The following is a 16,339-nucleotide window of genomic DNA, read 5'->3' as shown; positions in this document are numbered from 1 at the left end:
GCCTACTCCACAAAAAATGAGCCCCCTGAGTAGGACTCAAGGGACTCATCCAAAAGCAATTAACCGCAAGTGCAGTTCAGAACCGGCTTGCGCGCCGCTTGCGTCTCATCCAGACGTTTCACGACTGTGGAATATGGTGCGTTCACGACGAGATCCGGATTCGTCTCGGCTTCCTGGGCGATCTGAATCATCGTATCGATGAAGCCGTCGAGCGTCTCCTTGCTCTCGGTCTCCGTAGGCTCGATCATGATGCACTCCTCGACGTTGAGCGGGAAGTAGATCGTCGGCGGGTGGTAGCCGAAGTCCAGCAGCCGCTTGGCGATGTCCAGCGTACGCACGCCGAGCTTCTTCTGCCGGCGGCCGGACATGACGAACTCGTGCTTGCACGCGCGCTCGAACGGCACGTCGTAGTATGGAGCCAGACGGCGCATCATATAGTTCGCGTTCAGCACCGCATATTCGGACACTTGTCGCAGGCCGTCCGGACCGAGCGTACGGATGTACGTGTAAGCGCGGACGAGGATGCCGAAGTTGCCATAGAAGCCTTTTACTCGTCCGATGGATTGCGGATAGTTGTAGTCGAGGCTGAACACGCCGTCTTCGCTGCGCACGACCATCGGCGCAGGCAAGTACGGGATGAGCTTCTCCTTGACGCCGACCGGACCGGCGCCGGGGCCGCCGCCGCCGTGCGGGGTGCTCATCGTCTTGTGCAAGTTCAAGTGCACGACGTCGAAGCCCATGTCGCCCGGACGGGCGATGCCCAGTATAGCGTTGGAGTTCGCGCCGTCGTAGTACAGGAGGCCGCCCGCATTGTGGACGATCTCGGCGATCTCGACGATCTGCTCTTCGAACAAGCCGAGCGTGTTCGGGTTCGTCAGCATAAGCGCCGCGGTATCGGAGCCGACTGCGGCACGCAGCTGGTCGAGGTCAACCAAGCCTCGGTCGTCAGACGGAATCGTGATCGTTTCGAAACCTGCAACCGTCGCGCTCGCAGGGTTCGTGCCATGCGAGGAGTCCGGTACGATGACCTTCGTCCGCACTTCGCCGCGGCTCTCGTGGTAGGCGCGGATCATCATCAGACCGGTCCACTCGCCGTGAGCGCCGGCAGCAGGCTGCAGCGTCACGCGGTCCATGCCGGTGATTTCAGCCAGGTCGTTCTGCAGCTCATATAGCAGCTGCAAGGCGCCTTGGATCGAAGCTTCAGGCTGATAAGGATGAATCTTCGCGAAGCCGGGAAAGCGCGCCACGTCTTCGTTGATTTTCGGGTTGTATTTCATCGTGCAAGAGCCGAGCGGGTAAAATCCGTTGTCAATGCCGAAATTCCGGCGGGACAAAGCGGTATAGTGGCGAATGACGTCCACTTCATACACTTCCGGCAGCTCGGCCGGCTTAGTACGCAGCAATGACGATGGGATCAGTTCGGCGATATCGGTTTCCGGCACATCGCATGTTGGCAGCGAGTAGGCGACACGGCCCGGTTGGCTTAGTTCGAATATTAGTGCTTTATCGTGTTTCATTAAACGAGCGCCTCCTTCAAGCTTGCGGCAAACTGATCGATGTCTTCCCGGCTGCGCTGTTCGGTGACAGCGACGAGCATATGGCCGGCCAGCTCCGGATATTCGCGGCCCAGATCGTAGCCGCCGATGAAGCCCGCTTCCAGCAGCTTCCCATTCACTTCGGCCACGTTAGCGGCACCGCCGTTCAATTTCAGCACGAATTCATTAAAAAACGGAGAAGAGTAAGCTACGTCCACGCCTTCAACCGCACCAAGTACGCGAGCGGCATAGTGCGCCTTCTGGACATTCAACCCGGCTACATCCAGCAGCCCTTGCTTGCCCATCGTGGATAAATAAACCGAAGCGCACAACGCCAGCAAAGCTTGGTTCGAGCAAATGTTCGACGTCGCCTTCTCGCGGCGAATATGCTGCTCGCGCGCCTGCAGCGTCAGCACGAAGCCGCGTTTGCCGTCGCGGTCGACGGTCTGCCCGACGATGCGGCCCGGCATGCGGCGCATCCACTTGTCGGCGACGGCGAAGTAGCCGCAAGTCGGTCCGCCGAGCGAAGCGGCGATCCCGAACGGCTGGGCGTCGCCGACGACGATATCCGCGCCGAGACGGCCCGGCGCTTCGATCAAGCCGAGCGACATCGGGTTGCTGCTCACGACGAGCAGACCGCCGGCGCCGTGGATGACCGGCTCGATCGCCGCCAAGTCCTCGATGCTGCCGAAGAAGTTCGGCGACTGTACGATGACCGCTGCGGTATCGCCGTCAACCAGCGACTTCACTTGCTCCAGATCGGTGACGCCGTTCACACAACCAACCTCAACGACTTCCAGGTTCAAGCCCTTCGCCGTCGTACGCACGATGCTGCGCGCTTCCGGATGAACGGCGCGGGAGACGACGAGCTTGCGGCGCTTCGTCGCGCCGTGTGCCAGCGCGCCGGCTTCCGCCAGCGCAGTCGAACCGTCGTACATCGAAGCGTTCGCCACGGCCATGCCGGTCAGCTCGCAGATGTACGATTGGAATTCGAAGATCGCCTGCAGCTCGCCTTGGCTGATCTCCGGCTGATAAGGCGTATATGCCGTATAAAATTCCGAGCGGGAAATGACATGATTGATGACGACGGGCAGATGATGGTCGTAGATGCCTGCGCCCAGGAAGCTCGCATAACGGTCGAAGTCGGCGTTCTTCCCTGACAGCTTGCGCATATGGCGCAGCAGGCCGGGTTCGGTCATCGCTTGAGGAATTTGAAGCTCTCCCTGGAAACGCACTTGCGCGGGAATATCGGCGAACAGCTCCTCGATGGAGTGAATGCCGACGGTTTCCAGCATCTGCGCGCGATCCCGTTCGGTCATCGGTAAGTAGCGGTGAGTCATGATGGACGGTAGTCTCCTCTCGAATCTCTTATTGTTTCGGCCGCGTGTGGAAAGGCGCCTTGACGACGACCGCCTTCAACTGCTTGCCGCGAATTTCTACATACACTTCGGTCTCAAGCGCCGTGAACGCTTTGTCGAGCAGAGCCAATCCGACATTGCGCTTGTAGGTCGGCGACTGCGTGCCGGTCGTCACTTCTCCGATCCGATTGCCTTCCGCGTCGAAGACCGGATAATGCGAGCGCGGGATACCGCGGTCGATCATCTCGATGCCGACCAGCTTGCGCGGCAGCCCTTCCGCCTTCTGCAACGCCAGCGGCTCGCGGCCGACGAAATCGCCTTTGTCGAGCTTGACGAAGATGCCGAGTCCCGCCTCCAGCGGCGTAATGTCCTCGGACAGCTCCTGGCCGTACAGCGGCAGCCGCGCCTCGAAGCGCAGCGTGTCGCGCGCGCCGAGCCCCGCCGGCACCAAACCAATGTCCGAGCCTGCTGCGATCAGCTTCTCCCACATCGGAGCCGCATCGCCCGCCGCGACGTACAGCTCGAAGCCGTCTTCGCCGGTATAGCCGGTGCGCGACACTAGCGCCTTGATGCCGGCCACGCTGGCATCCGCCACGAACCGGAACGGCTTCAGCTCCGCCACCGGCGCGTCAGTTAGCCCCGCTACGATGCCTACTGCAATCGGCCCCTGAATCGCGAGCAGCGCCGTCTCCTCCGAGACGTTCGCCAGCTTCACGTCCTCGTCCGCACCCAGATGCTCCGACAGCCAAGCGAAGTCCTTGTCGATGTTCGAAGCGTTCACAACGAGCATGAAGCGGTCGTCGCCCAGCTTGTACACGAGCAGGTCGTCGACTACGCCGCCGCTCGGGTAGCAGAGCAGGCTGTACTGCGCTTGCCCGGCTTCGAGCTTCGCGACGTCATTCGTCGTCATCCGCTGGATGAAAGCCGCCGACCCGGTACCGGTCACCATAAACTCGCCCATATGTGACACGTCGAACAGCCCCGCACGCTCGCGAACCGCGTCGTGCTCGCCTTGGATGCCGCCGAATTGGACCGGCAAGTCCCAGCCGCCGAAGTCGATCGTCTTCGCGCCGTACGCCGAATAGAGCGGATAGAGCGGCGTTTTTTTCAGTTCCGTCATGCCATCACCTCATCGATAAAATGTGTTGCCTCTAGCTAATTAGCATGCCCGAAACACAAAAAGGACACAGCAAAAAAATGTACATGCATACATCTCTTTGCTCTGTCCTTGTACCTGAGAGTTCCCTATCCGCATCCGCTTCAAGTTACCCCGTGGGTGGCCTCCGGCAGCCCTCTCGGGCGCTCCGGCTCTCTCCAGAGTTGCGTCCCGCACAAGTCCCTGTTGCCTGAGAGATTCACCATTCGGCTTACTCCTTCGGCGCCTCCGGCCGCCTCCCTAGAGGCTCCGTCGATCTCTCCTTGTACGTTCATCCGCAGCTATTCGGTTGTCGGTCCGTAACATACCTAACTATTCTACACCAACAATTCCCGGGATGAAAGAGAAAAGTTATGTTTCGCTCTGTTTTGGTGCATACTAGGCTAACAGTTTCGACCGGAACATATAACGCAAGCCATCTGCCAAGCTTGAGGAGGATCACGCCCCATGCTCAAAACCGACCAATCCGAACATATCCGCCCTCTTCACGACCGGCTGAACATTCACTTCGAGCGTTCGTGGTTCGACGAATTGGAGACGCGCGCCTTGAAAAACGGGCCATGGGACGACTTCACGCAATACCAGCTCGCCTATGAATCTGTGCAGGCCAGTCTCGTAGCGAACTTCGAAGATTTGCAATGCTTGAGCCACATTCCCCAGCTGACGCCGCTGCCCCATCAGATCGAGACGGCCAAGAAAGTGCTGTACGAGATGCGCGGCCGGGCGATTTTGGCGGATGAAGTAGGCTTGGGTAAGACCATTGAAGCCGGACTTATTCTCAAAGAATATTTGGTGCGCGGGCTCGTTCGGAAAATTCTCATCCTGGTGCCGGCGTCGCTTGTACTGCAATGGGTGCGGGAGCTGAACCAGAAATTCGGCATTTCGGCCGTCGCGCAAAAGAAAGAATACATGTGGACCGAATACGACGTCGTCGTCGCCTCGATCGATACCGCGAAGCGCGTGCCGCATAAAGATATTGTGCTCGGTATGGACTATGACATGCTCGTCATCGACGAGGCTCACAAGCTGAAGAACAAACAGACGTCCAACTACAAATTCGTCACCGAGCTGCGCAAAAAGTATTGTTTGCTGCTAACCGCTACGCCGGTGCAGAACGATCTGAGCGAGCTGTATAACATGATTACGCTGCTGAAGCCGGGTCAATTGGGCGGGGTCGAGCATTTCGCCAGCAATTTCGTCGTCGATAAGCGGATGCCCAAGAACGAAGATGTGCTTCAGCAGACGCTCGCCAAGGTGATGATTCGGAACCGCCGAGCCGATGGAGAAATGCAGTTCACGAAACGGATCGTAAAAAATGTCCCGCTCACCTTGTCCGAGGAAGAAATGGCGCTGTACCGCGGGGTTTGCGATTTCGTCAAAGGACGGTTCCAGGACGCGGCCGATACCGGCGATGTAAGCAGCATGCTCTCGCTTGTTACCTTGCAACGGGAAGTGTGCAGCAGTCGGGACGCCGTCTTTGTTACACTGTACAACTTGTTCAAGAAAGCAGCCGAGGACTCTCCGATCCGGGCTAAAATATGGGAGCTTGTCGAGCTGATCAAAGGCATCAAGGCGAATACGAAAGCCGAGAAAACGCTGGAGCTGATCCAGGCGCTGAACGACAAGGTGATCGTCTTCACCGAATACCGGGCTTCACAGGAATATTTGATGAAGTTTTTCAAGGAGCATAATGTAACGGCGGTGTCGTACCGAGGCGGCATGAACCGGGGCAAAAAAGATTGGATGATGGACTTGTTCCGCAACCGGGCGCAAGTGATGGTGGCCACGGAGGCAGGTGGCGAAGGCATCAACCTGCAGTTTTGCCATAACATCGTCAACTTCGACTTACCGTGGAATCCGATGCGGGTCGAGCAGCGGATCGGCCGGGTTCATCGTTTGGGCCAGACCGAGAACGTCAATATTTTCAACTTGTCCACCCGAGGCACAATCGAAGAGCATATTCTGTCGCTGCTGCATGAGAAAATCAACATGTTCGAAATGGTCATCGGCGGCCTAGACGTCATCCTCGAGCGGATGGAGAAGCGTACCTCGCTCGAGTCGAGCTTGTTCCGCATCATCGCCGAGAGCGGCAGCGACGATGAAGTCCGGCGGCATATGGACCGTCTGGGCCAGTCGTTCCACGAGGCGGCGGATGAAGTCGCTCAGGAGCAAGAACAGGAGCACGGCGGCGGCGGACCCGGCATCAACCGCGTGCTGAATGCCGCAGGGCAGACGATTGCGAGGGAGGCGAACAACCGGACGTGAATACGAAGCAGATTCAGAAGTTTTTCATACGCTATCTCGAGACGACCGACTGCCATATTATCGAGAAATCGCCGGCTCACGTGACCGTGAAGCTGTCTTCCGAGGCGGACCGCAGCTTGTCGAACCGGCCGTTCTATTGGAGCTTTATCGACCGAATGGGGACGCCGCCGGAGACGATGACGTTCAAGTTCGTCTTCGATCCGGAGAAGCATCGCGCGGAGGAAGAACGCCGAGCGGCCGCCGCCCCCCAGGCTTCGAGCCCGAAGAAAGAGCCGGAGTCGATCCTGGAGCGCTATTTCGGCATCACGCCGCCTCTGACCGGGCCCGGCCGAATCGCGCAGGACGAAGTGACGTTCGGCAGCCGGCGGCTGGAGCAGCTGTTCCAGGTTGTTCGTTCGAACGGCAAGTTCGTCCAGCTGTTCGAGGAGCCGGGCACGGCTGTCGCCAGAGGCGCCTTCACAACATCGGTCGGCTACACGTCCTGGCTTGCCGTCAACTACAAGGTCGAGTTGCTATGCGATATGAAGCGCGATGAGCTCCACTCGCTGGGCATCGACTTGACGAACGGCCAGATCGTCACCGGCTTCCACGACAGGGTGATGACGAAGCGGTTGACGCCTCGTTTTCCCGTCGGCGGCATTATTCCTCGGCAGCAGTTAACCATAACACGCGCTCGCACGATGCTGGAGCAGTACGTGGAGAAGCTGCTGCGGCAAGTGGACCACAGATGGGCGGACGGTGCTCATGAGCGGCTGGCTGACGAGCTCGAACGCGTCGACGGCTACTATGGCGAGCTGATCGGGACCGTGGAGGCCGGCAAGAAGGAAGCGGTGCAAGCGCAGTGGGATAGCCGGAGGCAAGAGATGGAGTGGCAATATAGGCCGAGAGTCCAAGTTTCCGTCATCAATTGCGGGCTCTTTCACCTTCGCGACGAATAGCGACGAAAGACGCTAAAAGCTCCCAAAAAAACAAGCGAAAAAAAAGCAGGGCGGCGACACGTTCTAACAAACATTTACCGGCATATCCCGTACAATATGGACATAAGCTGGTAGTACACCATTGTCACTCCACCGCCCCCTTCTCCAATCGCTGCAAGGCAGGTGAACCGATGCGCAAGACGAGACTTCCGGCGAAATCGCTTTTACGATTCGCAGCTTTATATTTGGGATTGACCCTTACGGTTTCCATTCTACCGAACACCGTTCACGGAGAGCCGCCCGACGGAACCTTCGTATCGGAATCGGGCTCTGCGGTAACGACGACGGTTGGTGTGCCGGCAACGGCAATCGCCGCTGCGACCGCTTCCTCCGAACTGGATCGTCAGATCCAGGCTTGGGTCGACAAGCTGTCCGCACAAACCGGCTTCGATACTTGGTCCCGAGCAACTTGGAACCGCTTCCCGCTTGGACCCGGTCTGCACGGATGGGTTGTGCTGCTACAAGAGAACGGCAATGAGATTGGCTACTTGGTCGTCAGCTCCGCTTCGGACGGCAGTCTGGTATTAGCGGAATACGGCATCGGCTCAAGTCCTTTATTCAGCTTACAGACGCTGTATCGCACGTTGGTACAGCTTGCCCTTATACCCGATACGATGTCATTGGTAGCTTTTGTCGCACAGCCAGGATTCACGTTGGAACGATTGTATCTCAGTTCGCTGCATGCCGTCTGGCGGCTGAACGCCGACTCGGAAGAGTCGATTTACGTGGATGCGAAAACCGGTGAGCAGCTGCCTCTGTCGAAGCGGAACATAGAATCGCTGAAATCGCTTACAAATCCGAGCGCAGCAACCGAGGCCTCGCCTAGCTTGGGTCTGCCTAAGCTTACTGACGGGCTGCAGCCAACGGCAGCCCGGGAATGGCCGATCTTCGATCCGTTCCACAATACGTATTGGCTTACCGGCGGTTCACCGCTCAACGTTAACAATGTGAACGATCTGACGCTCGCCATGGATTCCGGTCCGGATACGGCGATCACTTACCGAGGCGATCTGTACGACCGCGCGGTGCTTGCACCGTTTGCCGTCACGGGTGTCGTGCCATGGAACGACCAGAGCGCCTTCGTACGGCTGGAGCAGGATGGCTCCAGGTACATGCCGCTCGAGGAGCTTAAGCGGTTCGGCACGTTTCACCTCCCCTAACTTTCGGTATTTCTCCTCCTCTTTTATATATACTTTGGCACCCTCAACGCTTCTCATGCGAGGGTGTCCTTTTTTTTGCCTGCCGGCGGCTCCTCCAGTCAGTCAGCCAGAGCGAAATTGCGTAAGGCACTTGTCCGAACCAGCGGCTGACCCACGGCTCGCGTGTGTCCTTTTGCGCTTTCCTCGTCTCCTTACGCACTTCGGCCGGCGTATCGATATACGTAACGACCTGCTCGGTAATGTATTTGATCAAATCCTCGCTTTTATTCGCCATGCAATCCATCTCCCCTTTCCCACACCCTACTCAGTCTAACCGTTCCGGACGCTCGATAATCCGGGTATTGTCAAATTGGCGCTGAGGAACTATAATAAACAGAATAAATTCTAACTAACGTTCGTTAGGTTAATGAAAGGAGCATGAGGTAGCAATATGCCGCCAAGTCAGACGATTAAGTCAGAAGCCATTCGCCTGTTCGCGCTGCAAGGATACGACGGGACGGCTCTGTCGGAAATTGCCAAGGCCGTCGGCATCAAGACCCCTTCCCTCTATGCGCATATCGACAGTAAGGAGACGCTGTTCATGGAGCTGTTCGACGATATCGCCAGAGAGCATACGGAGCATCTGCGGGTGGCGATAGAAGCTGCCGGACATTCGAGCCTGGAGGAGCGGCTGTTCGCGGTCATTCGAGAATCGTGCGGGGACTATACGCTGAGCGAGGTCAAGAGCACCTTTCTGAAGCGGTCCTTGTTTTTCCCGCCTGCTTATATGCGCAAAGAGATTCAAGGGCGGTTTCTGGAAGCCGAACAGTCGCTGCGCGGGCTGCTGAGCTCGCTGTTCGAGGAGGGAGTGGCGGATGGCACGCTGCGGTCGATCGATGTGGAACAGCTCATCGCCTCCTTCTTATGTTTGATGGACGGGACGTTTATCCAGACGCACTATTACGGCGCAGAGGAGTTCGGGAAGCGGCTGCCGGACATTTGGAAGCTGTATTGGGCCGGGATTGCCGCCCAATAAACAGCACGAGTGGTATGGGCTCGATGTGAGAAGCTAAATGATATCGACTAGATAAAGGGTGTGGGGAAAATGGCTTGGTTGTACTTGTTCATCGCCGGCTTGTTCGAGGTTGTGTGGGCGGTCGGACTGAAATATACGCATGGGTTCACGAGGCTATGGCCGAGTGTGTGGACCGGGGCGGGCATGATTGTCAGCTTCCTGTTCCTGTCGCTCGCGCTCAAAACATTGCCAATCGGCACCGGCTACGCCGTCTGGACCGGAATCGGCGCCGTCGGCACCGTCATTCTCGGCATGGTGCTTTTCGGAGAGCCGCGGGATTTCGCACGATTCTTGTTTATGGCGATGATCATCTCCGGCATCGTGGGGCTGAAAGTTACGGCCGGAGGACACTAAAATAGGTATGCGCAGCAAAAAACCGTCCGGCGATCTTCGATCTTTCGGACGGTTTTTCTAAGGTCGTTATTATTCCGACGTTACAAACCAGTTGATCGTCTGCGAAGCGATCAGCTTCTTTTGGCCGAGGAATTGGTCGTACACGTTGATCTTGTAGCTGCTCAAGTAGGGAAGACGCGCCAGCAGCGCCGGGTCGTTCTTGAGTATCGTCTTCGTATATTGCCCGACCGCCAGGTTGCCGACGGCTTCCGGGTCGGTGGATTTGTCGAGGGTCAACGTCTGGGAGAAGGACAGGCCGCCAGCCGGGTCGGAAAACTCGACGATGACTTGATGCTCTTCCCCGCTCGACTCCGCAAACATGTTCTTCGAAAGCGTATATTCGAACGAAAGCGCGAACTGGCTCGTCGTCACGGCTGTCGACGACAGCTTGCCGATCGAGAGCGTGTACGGGAACAAGTCGAGCCTGTTGAAGCCCTCCTGCACCTTACTGCTTTCCCCTGGAATGTTGAAGGTGACCGCATTGACATAAGCGTTCGGCGCATCCGCGCCTTCTGCGAGCCTGGCGTCTTTCACGCCTTCCCCGAGAATAAGCTGCATGCTCGCCGTATCGAACCCCGCTGGCAAATTCGCCGACACCTGCAAGACGGCCTTGCCCATCGGACTGATCTTCTTCTTCACCTCGGAGATCGTGGCCGGGAACATCAGATCGTCCTTCGTCTTGAAGTAACCGACAAGCTTGCCCACGTTCGTGAACCGTTTCTCGCGGTTCTCCACATTCAGCTGTACGGTGAACAGGCTGGAGTCGACACCGCTGTACGTTCGCGAGCTGCGGATGCTCAGTCCCGCCTGACGTCCGACCGCGTCGATCGTGTGGGTGTCGGATGTCGCGATGACCGGCATCGTCATCGCGTCGGCCTCGTTCTTGAACTCGGCGAGATCGTTCGTCTCCGTCTCCGACACTTTCTCTTGCACGATCAGCTTGAGATCGGAGTAAGCGTAGGTGTAAGGAATCGAGCCATAGAGCTGCAGATTTACTGCTCCATCCTTGGCCAAGGAGATGAGCCGATCCGTCTGTACGATTTTGGCCGGCACTTGAATCGCCCCGTCCAGCAGGAAGTAACCGCTCAGCGCAGGGATCGGCAAGGAAGAGCTGCCTCTGCCCGTCAGTGTCAGATCCGCGCTCAAGATGTCGGTCTCCTCCCAAGGCAGTCGCTGCATGCTGTTGAAGGTCAGGGCGTAGACGCCGCTCTTGTTGGAGAACTCGCTCGTGCCGCCGAGCTGGCCCTCATTCGTCGTCGGACTCGGCAGCTCGAATACCGCGATCGGGTACTCGAAGCGCGAGTCGGCGGCGCCCGTGCCCGAGCCGCCGCCGTTGCCGGCGGATGTCGGCGAGTTCACGACGAGCTCCAGCTTGTCCGCCGCCACGCCGACCGGGATGCTGACGTTCAGCGTCACATCCTTGGCGCTGCGCGGAAGAATGGACAAATTGCTCATTCCCGCCGCCGTTGCCGGGTAGGACAGCCCTTCGCCGGTGCGCACGATAAAGGCATATCCGGGCACTCGAGCGACTTCATTGCCCTGGTTCTCCAGGCGCAAATAAACGGTAGCCTTGTAGTTCACGTCATTCTTGCTCATCGATACCCGACCGATCGAGAGGGCGAGCGGGAGGCCGTTCACATCGACGACCTTCTTGCCGCCAGTAGGGACCGATACGTCCTCTGTCGTACTGGCCGGCAGCACATAGAAGGCGACCGGCAGCTGGATCTTCGCCGTCGGCTCCGTCTCCGTCACGACGAGCTCCCAGCCGTCCTGCGGCACAGCGACGGGGATCGTCCCCGTCAGCCGAACTTCCTTGGCCGCCCTCGGGTAAATCGCCAGATCCTTCGCCCCCGAGCCGTCCAGCGGGTACAAGAGCCCCTCCGACGTGCGGATGGCGTACGAATAACCCGGCAGCGTCGCGCTTTTGCTCCCGATGTTCTCAAGCCGGTAAGTCAGGCTCACGTAATAATCTTCGGCTCCGCGGCCTACGGTCACACGCGATACCGCCGTCTTCAGCCGCGTCCCGCCTACATCGACGATTCGGCGCTCGTCCGCTTGCGTCAGCAAGCTGTAATCCCACGGCACCGACACTTGGCCCAGGCTGCGTTCGAATCTAGGCGCAGAGAAGTCCCATTGAATGAAGCGGAAGACGAGATCCTGAAGAGAAGTCGTAGGCCCAACCTTCGCGTAGAAGGTCAGCTCCTCATTGCCGCCCGCCGGAACGCGATTTTTATCCTTGTCCCGAGGCAGCAGGTTGATGGCGAATTCCTGGCCCGTCGTCGTCTGCAGACGCAGCCAGTAATCGATCAGCGACAGGTCGGCAGTCCCTCCATTATGCAGCCTGATCTTGAACGTGACGACTCTGCCTTCCTCGCCCGGTGCCAGACTCGCCTGCAGCAGCTCGAAGTAGCTGCTCGGGCCGATATAGACGGAGCCGATGGACGAGGCTTGCGCAATTTTCTCATGAACGGCGGCCTCCTCTCCTCCATCCGCTAACACGGGCATCGTCGGGCTCATCACGAGCGCCATGACGACTGCCGCAGTAAACATACGTTGCACTAACCGACGCTTCATCCAGCTTCTTCCCTTCTCCATAATAGAGCCTCGCCGCCTCAAGTCTCACTCCGGCGGCAGCAGCACGATCTTGCCGTCCTCGACCTGCACCCGCACCCGCTTCGTGCCGGCCGCGCCGATCGACTCCAGGTAGCCGGACGGAATTTGCAGCCGGCCCGCCTTGTCCACAACCGCATATTCAATATGCGACTCCTTCTCCTGCGCCTCGACGCCCTTCTCCAAGTCGGCGAGCTCGTCGGCATACGACCGGAGCCGCACCATCTCCGAGGACGTCTTGCCGTCCCGGATGGCGACGACCCGGTCGACCTTCTTGGCGAGCAGCGGGTCGTGCGTGACGATGACGACCGTCAGCCCGATGGTCCGATTCAGATGGCGGAACAGATCGAGAATCTGGTTCGCCATCTTCGTATCGACCGAGCCGGTAGGCTCGTCGGCGAGCAGCAGCCGCGGCTTGTTCGCGAGCGCGATGGCGATCGCCACGCGCTGCTGCTCGCCGCCTGACAGCTGGCTCAGCTTGTTCTTCGAACGATGGCTCAGCCCGACCGCGTCCAACAGCTCGAGCGCGCGTTCCCGGCGGCGGCGCCCCTGAAGCAGGATCGGCAGCTCAACATTCTCCAGCGCCGTCAAGTACGGGATCAAGTTGCGCGCGTTGTTCTGCCAGACGAAGCCGACGGTTTCGCGTTTGTACTTCACCAGATCCTTCTCGGTGAACTTCAGCAAATCTTTGCCGTCCACATGCAGGTTGCCGGCCGACGGGCGGTCGAGGCCGCCGAGCATGTTGAGCAGCGTCGACTTGCCGCTGCCGCTGTTGCCGATGATCGCCGTCAGCTCGCCCTCGTCGATCTGCAGGTCGAGTCCCTGCAGCGCGACGACCTCGAGATCGGACACTTTGTAAATTTTCACCAAATTTTCGCAAACGATCATGCTAGTCCTCCCCCAGCTTGACGGCTTGATGAATTTTAATGCGGGACAGCATGAACCCGATAATGAACAGGCCGATCACGATCATGACACCGACGATGCTGTACAAATTCACGCGATCGAGCCAGTGGAAGGTGACCCGGAACGGCGGCACTTGCGTGCTCGGATCGAACGTCAGCTGGAAGAACGGCACGAACAGCGAGCTCGTCAGCGTCCCCGTGACCGCCCCGATCAGCACGGCCGCGCCGGATGTGAGCAGCTGCTCGGCCCCCAGCATCCCGATAATTTGCCGAAATGAGAGGCCCATCGCCCGGAACACCCCGAATTGCAGGATGCGTCCGTACAACGACAGCACCCAATAGAGCAGGAATCCGATAAAGCTGATGCCGATGCCGATCAAGAAGCCAAGCGTCATAACGCCGTTGATCGCCAAATTGAACGGATCGTTGCGGGCGGCGATCAACTGCTGTCTCGTGTCGGTCAAGCCGACGATCGGCATCATCTTCTCTTCCATGGCCGCGTACAGCTCCTTGCTAGTGCCGTCCGGCTTCATTTTGATCCAAACACCGTAAGGCTCCAACGCCAAGTTGTTCTGGATATACGACAGATGACCGACGATGAGCATCGGCAGCTTCACTTTCGGAACCGCCTTGTTAGCCGTGCTCGAGCCGCTGCCAGTTGTGACGGTCTTCAGCGCCGCATTCGACGGCGGGTTCGGATTCCAGCTCGGCCAGAAATCGATAATGCCGTACACTTGGAAGCTAGTCTGCTTGATGCCGCTCCAGCTAAGTGCGATCGTATCGCCGACATTGACTTTATACTGATCAGCCGTCGATTTGGAGATCAGCACCGCCTTCGGATCCGAGCCCAGCAAATTCAAATACTCATAGAAATGGTGGTCCAGCAGCTGATCGCGAAGCCATGCGGTCCGACCGAAATCGTCGGTATCGATGCCCATCAGCTGGATGGCCGTGGTTTCCTTGCCCACCGTGAGCACCGCATCCTTCTTACTGAATACGCGAGCGGCGGCTTCGACGCCAGGCAACTGCGTATAGGGCAGAAAAGGCGGCTCCGTGTATTGGATCTTCTTCGGCGTTGTGGATATGGCCGCGCCAGCGCCTCCCATCTCCATGTCAGTAGGCGGAGCGTCGTTTTCCCACTTCGTCTGCAAAGCGATATCGGCCCCATTTTTATACCGCAGCGTATCCTCGATGTTCTGGTTCATCGTCCTGGCCGCACTGGAGCTATACAATCCGGTCGCCAGCGTCAAGATCAAGAATACCATGATGAACTGGTATTGCGTCGCCGATCTTCCCACCTGGAGCAGCGCGGAGTACAGGTAAGGCGGCCACCAGCGGCGACCGATCAAGTACACAAGCCGCAGGAAGAACGGGTACACCCGCAGCAGCAGAAGTCCCATGGATAGCATGAACAAAGCCGGGACCAGAAACAGCAGCGGATCGATCTTCAAGTCCTTCGCATCGAGCCCGAGCGCGACCAGGTCCTCCATCCGGCGATGGAACGAGAATAGCAAGTAGATCGATACGCCCATCAACAGGACGTCGAGGAACGATTTGTGCAGGAACGACATTTTCAGCTGCCGCGCCATCGATGCTTTATGACCGACGATAGAGGCACGGGTCGCATTCAGCACCGGAATCAGCGTCATCGTGACGGAAGCCAGCACCGCGATCAGCGAGTAGCGATACGCTTCCTCATTCAGCTTGGCGTCGATTGCGGCCCGCTGCACGAACTGCATGAAGCCGTTAGCCGCACCCAAAATTTTGGTCAGTTGCAGCCCGACGAGCGGACCGATTGCGAATGCTACCGCACCTAGCAGAACGCCTTCCACCAAGTAGCTGAACACGATCTGCAGTCGGCTGGCACCGCGGCTTCGGAGGACGGCGATTTCCGTCTTTTGCCGCTCCGTAATCAAATTCGCCACCATGAACAAGTAGAAGGCGAGCAAGATGATAACAGGCAAGTTCAGCGACCAGAGCATTTGACGAAGCTGCTTCTCTTTGTCGTAGTACGTATTGATGATCGGCACCGAAGCCGCCTTGACCGTGTTGTTGAAATGGCTGCCGAAATAGTTTTTCGTATAGGCTTCCAAACCCGCTACCGTGTTCGTGAACTGGGTCAACCGCTCCAGCTTGAGCTGCGAGTAGTCGAGCGCCTTGTACCACGTGGAATAAATGATATTCATTTTGCCGGTCGTCGTTATTTCTCGCTCGAACAAGTCATAGTCCATGAAGAATGTAGCATCGTAGCCGGTCAAATTGCTCGACCAATACACATCGTTGTAATCGCTGCGATCGATGACCCCGACCGGCTTGAACCGAATGGGAGTCTTCACTTCCTTGTCTTCGACCGTAAATTCGTTGCCGAGCACAAGCCGCAGATTGCCCAGCACCTCCTCCGTCACCGCCACCTCATAGACGCCGTTCACCGGCTGGCCTGAAGGGAAACGTCCGTCCACGATCCGCACATGGTCCTGCATCCCGCTCATCGCGGAAATTTCGACGAACCGGTTTTTGGTCGGATCGGCTTGAGTCGTGTCGGACGGAACCAGATTATACCCGATCGTAGTCCGTTGAATACGGGAAGCCAGAATCGGAATGCCGAACTGCGACTCTTGGCTGCGATGAAACGCATCGGCGGCGTCCAGGTCCTTTTTCCAATTCACCACTTTATCGAGCTCCGGCGTCAAATAGACGAATGTGGAGACGATCCCGGGATACGAGCCGGAGTTGGTCTGCAAAATTTCCAAGTCCTTAACCAGCATCCGCTGCAAAATCGCATTCGTATAGATCGGCATGGAGCTGGCCAAGGCGACCGAAACGATCAGCCCGATCAACAGACTGAACTCGAGCCACTTGTTCTTGGCCATCTTGCGCAAAATCATTACGAGCAAGGCCACCAAACCCAACTCCTGTCTTCAAAAGT

At 58.0% G+C, this 16,339-nt stretch carries 12 protein-coding genes and 1 riboswitch; of the genes, 5 read left to right on the top strand and 7 right to left on the bottom strand.

Translation table 11 applies throughout. The annotated features are described in order from the left end of the window. Positions 1 to 59: 59 nt before the first annotated feature. The 3 genes from gcvPB to gcvT are packed head-to-tail and all read right to left on the bottom strand — an operon-like array spanning position 60 to position 4,013. On the bottom strand, positions 60 to 1,517 hold the full coding sequence (gcvPB, locus tag PKO02S_RS05280; protein WP_127580048.1) for an aminomethyl-transferring glycine dehydrogenase subunit GcvPB: 1,458 nt from the start codon (positions 1,515 to 1,517) through the stop codon (positions 60 to 62). Further along, complete coding sequence (gcvPA, locus tag PKO02S_RS05275; RefSeq protein WP_127580047.1) at positions 1,517 to 2,875, bottom strand: aminomethyl-transferring glycine dehydrogenase subunit GcvPA; 1,359 nt, start codon at positions 2,873 to 2,875, stop codon at positions 1,517 to 1,519. The genes gcvPB and gcvPA overlap by 1 nt, the downstream gene beginning before the upstream one ends. A gap of 28 nt (positions 2,876 to 2,903) precedes the next feature. After that, positions 2,904 to 4,013: a glycine cleavage system aminomethyltransferase GcvT gene (gene gcvT, locus PKO02S_RS05270; RefSeq protein ID WP_127580046.1), complete on the bottom strand. Its 1,110-nt coding sequence runs from the start codon at positions 4,011 to 4,013 to the stop codon at positions 2,904 to 2,906. Positions 4,014 to 4,216: 203 nt separating this feature from the next. Continuing rightward, positions 4,217 to 4,324, bottom strand: a riboswitch (glycine riboswitch). 172 nt (positions 4,325 to 4,496) lie between these two features. Here gcvT and PKO02S_RS05265 point away from each other — a divergent pair. From PKO02S_RS05265 to PKO02S_RS05255, 3 genes are all read left to right on the top strand, one after another. Continuing rightward, complete coding sequence (locus PKO02S_RS05265) at positions 4,497 to 6,314, top strand: DEAD/DEAH box helicase (RefSeq protein WP_127580045.1); 1,818 nt, start codon at positions 4,497 to 4,499, stop codon at positions 6,312 to 6,314. Continuing rightward, complete coding sequence (locus PKO02S_RS05260) at positions 6,311 to 7,252, top strand: YqhG family protein (RefSeq protein ID WP_127580044.1); 942 nt, start codon at positions 6,311 to 6,313, stop codon at positions 7,250 to 7,252. Before PKO02S_RS05265 ends, PKO02S_RS05260 begins: the two co-directional genes overlap by 4 nt. 170 nt (positions 7,253 to 7,422) lie before the next feature. Then, positions 7,423 to 8,451, top strand: a complete 1,029-nt coding sequence (locus PKO02S_RS05255; RefSeq protein WP_127580043.1) for a hypothetical protein — start codon at positions 7,423 to 7,425, stop codon at positions 8,449 to 8,451. Positions 8,452 to 8,494: 43 nt separating this feature from the next. Here PKO02S_RS05255 and PKO02S_RS05250 read toward each other — a convergent pair whose 3' ends face one another. After that, positions 8,495 to 8,725, bottom strand: coding sequence for a YqzE family protein (locus PKO02S_RS05250; protein ID WP_127580042.1), 231 nt, complete (start codon positions 8,723 to 8,725; stop codon positions 8,495 to 8,497). A gap of 156 nt (positions 8,726 to 8,881) precedes the next feature. On the opposite strand from PKO02S_RS05250, the gene PKO02S_RS33590 reads away from it, so the two are divergent. Next, positions 8,882 to 9,466 carry a TetR/AcrR family transcriptional regulator gene (locus PKO02S_RS33590; protein ID WP_127580041.1) on the top strand — a complete coding sequence of 195 codons (585 nt, stop codon included), beginning with the start codon at positions 8,882 to 8,884 and terminating at the stop codon, positions 9,464 to 9,466. Positions 9,467 to 9,535: 69 nt separating this feature from the next. Beyond that, positions 9,536 to 9,859, top strand: coding sequence for a quaternary ammonium compound efflux SMR transporter SugE (sugE, locus tag PKO02S_RS05240; protein ID WP_127580040.1), 324 nt, complete (start codon positions 9,536 to 9,538; stop codon positions 9,857 to 9,859). Positions 9,860 to 9,928: 69 nt separating this feature from the next. Here the strand turns inward: sugE and PKO02S_RS05235 are convergent, their stop codons facing one another. The 3 genes from PKO02S_RS05235 to PKO02S_RS05225 are packed head-to-tail and all read right to left on the bottom strand — an operon-like array spanning position 9,929 to position 16,313. After that, positions 9,929 to 12,472 carry a hypothetical protein gene (locus tag PKO02S_RS05235; protein WP_127580039.1) on the bottom strand — a complete coding sequence of 848 codons (2,544 nt, stop codon included), beginning with the start codon at positions 12,470 to 12,472 and terminating at the stop codon, positions 9,929 to 9,931. Positions 12,473 to 12,517: 45 nt separating this feature from the next. Next, on the bottom strand, positions 12,518 to 13,396 hold the full coding sequence (locus PKO02S_RS05230; RefSeq protein WP_127580038.1) for an ABC transporter ATP-binding protein: 879 nt from the start codon (positions 13,394 to 13,396) through the stop codon (positions 12,518 to 12,520). Position 13,397: 1 nt separating this feature from the next. After that, positions 13,398 to 16,313: an ABC transporter permease gene (locus tag PKO02S_RS05225; protein ID WP_127580037.1), complete on the bottom strand. Its 2,916-nt coding sequence runs from the start codon at positions 16,311 to 16,313 to the stop codon at positions 13,398 to 13,400. Between the last annotated feature and the right edge of the window lie 26 nt (positions 16,314 to 16,339).

The sequence above is a fragment of the Paenibacillus koleovorans NBRC 103111 genome (genome assembly GCF_004000845.1).
Taxonomy (GTDB): domain Bacteria; phylum Bacillota; class Bacilli; order Paenibacillales; family NBRC-103111; genus Paenibacillus_AA; species Paenibacillus_AA koleovorans.
This window is presented reverse-complemented; position numbering and strand designations above follow the sequence as displayed.